General features: G+C 65.5%; 1 protein-coding gene and 2 pseudogenes. 1 reads left to right on the forward strand and 2 read right to left on the reverse strand.

The features are described from left to right. A pseudogene (locus tag FHG66_RS21820) lies at positions 1 to 270 on the forward strand (hypothetical protein); the annotation flags it as partial. Positions 271 to 417: 147 nt separating this feature from the next. Here the strand turns inward: FHG66_RS21820 and FHG66_RS21385 are convergent. Together FHG66_RS21385 and FHG66_RS21825 are read right to left on the reverse strand one after the other, a co-directional pair. Next, positions 418 to 602: pseudogene (locus tag FHG66_RS21385) on the reverse strand (Bax inhibitor-1 family protein); the annotation flags it as partial. Continuing rightward, positions 571 to 726 (reverse strand): hypothetical protein, encoded by a 156-nt coding sequence (locus FHG66_RS21825; protein WP_176556402.1) that lies wholly within the window; start codon positions 724 to 726, stop codon positions 571 to 573. The pseudogene FHG66_RS21385 and the gene FHG66_RS21825, both read right to left, overlap by 32 nt. Positions 727 to 1148: the final 422 nt, after the last annotated feature.

The raw sequence follows: 1148 nt of genomic DNA on the forward strand, positions 1-1148 counted from the left end.
TCCACCTTCATCGCCCGGATCATCCATCGCTTCCGCTGGATCGCCTATCTGGGCCTGCTCGTGATCCTCTACGTCTCGCTCGAGATGATCTACGAGGGCTACCACGAGGTTCGCTACGGCCGCGAGGATGTGCACGCGGAGAAGGTGCTCGAAAGCCCTGACTCCGAGCTTCTCAAGGAGAACGGCGCCGATGGAGCTGGCGAGGTAGTCGAAGGGGTTTCCGCGTCGGAACGGGGCTCACTGGGGCAGGAGCCGCGGACCAGCTGGTGAAGCGCAAGATGGCCAAAGGAGATGCTAGCTGCTGCTTCGCAGGCTCACGGTGTCCCTGGGCCTTCGATGTGTCCCTGGGCCTTCGATCAACGAACGAAAAGGGCCGGCGTTTCCACCGGCCCCTGGTCGTCGATCCTGCCCGTCAGCTCACTCGCGGTTGCCGAAGAGTTGCAGCAGGAACATGAACATGTTGATGAAGTCGAGGTAGAGGTTAATGCGCCCATGATAGCGGTCTTGCCCAGGCACTCCACGGCACCTTGAGCGGCATGGGCCACGTAGGTCGCCTTGATGGTCTGCGTGTCATAAGCGGTGAGGCCCGCGAAGATCAGCATCGGGGTCCAGGTCCACGTCGTGGCCGCCCGCGGCAAGGCTGGCTCGCAGGCGGGTGTTCTCGGCCTCGAGGGCCGCAATGCGGCGCTCGAGCCGCTCCTGCTGGTCGGCGTGCTGAGTGGTCAAGGGCGCGCCCTCCGCGTGGCCCCAATCCTGGGCAGGGCCTCGCATTGGACGATCATGTGACCTGCGTCGACGGCTTTGGCGCCTCGGTTAAGGGAATGCGGCACGTGGGGGCGGCCTGCGGGCCCTGGGCCCGACCTGAGGGGGCGGGGATGACCAGCCGGCTTCGACGGGTGTCGGGCGCCGTGCGACACCGGTCCGGCTGGCGATCCTGTCTACCGGAAAGGTTGCGCTGGGGCCGAACCTGGGAGCAGGGCGGGAGGCTCTGCCCCCCAAGGTCAGCCCGCACGATCCGACCCCTGCCGCTGCGAGAAGCTGATGATCGTCTGATCATCGAGAACCCCAACCACCCGTGCGGTCAGCGCATTGCCGGTTGCGGCAAAGGCCGCAGTGTTGTCGAAGATGCACCAGCATTCGCTCCTCCT

This window comes from Rubellimicrobium rubrum (genome assembly GCF_006152115.1).
GTDB classification, from domain to species: domain Bacteria; phylum Pseudomonadota; class Alphaproteobacteria; order Rhodobacterales; family Rhodobacteraceae; genus Rubellimicrobium; species Rubellimicrobium rubrum.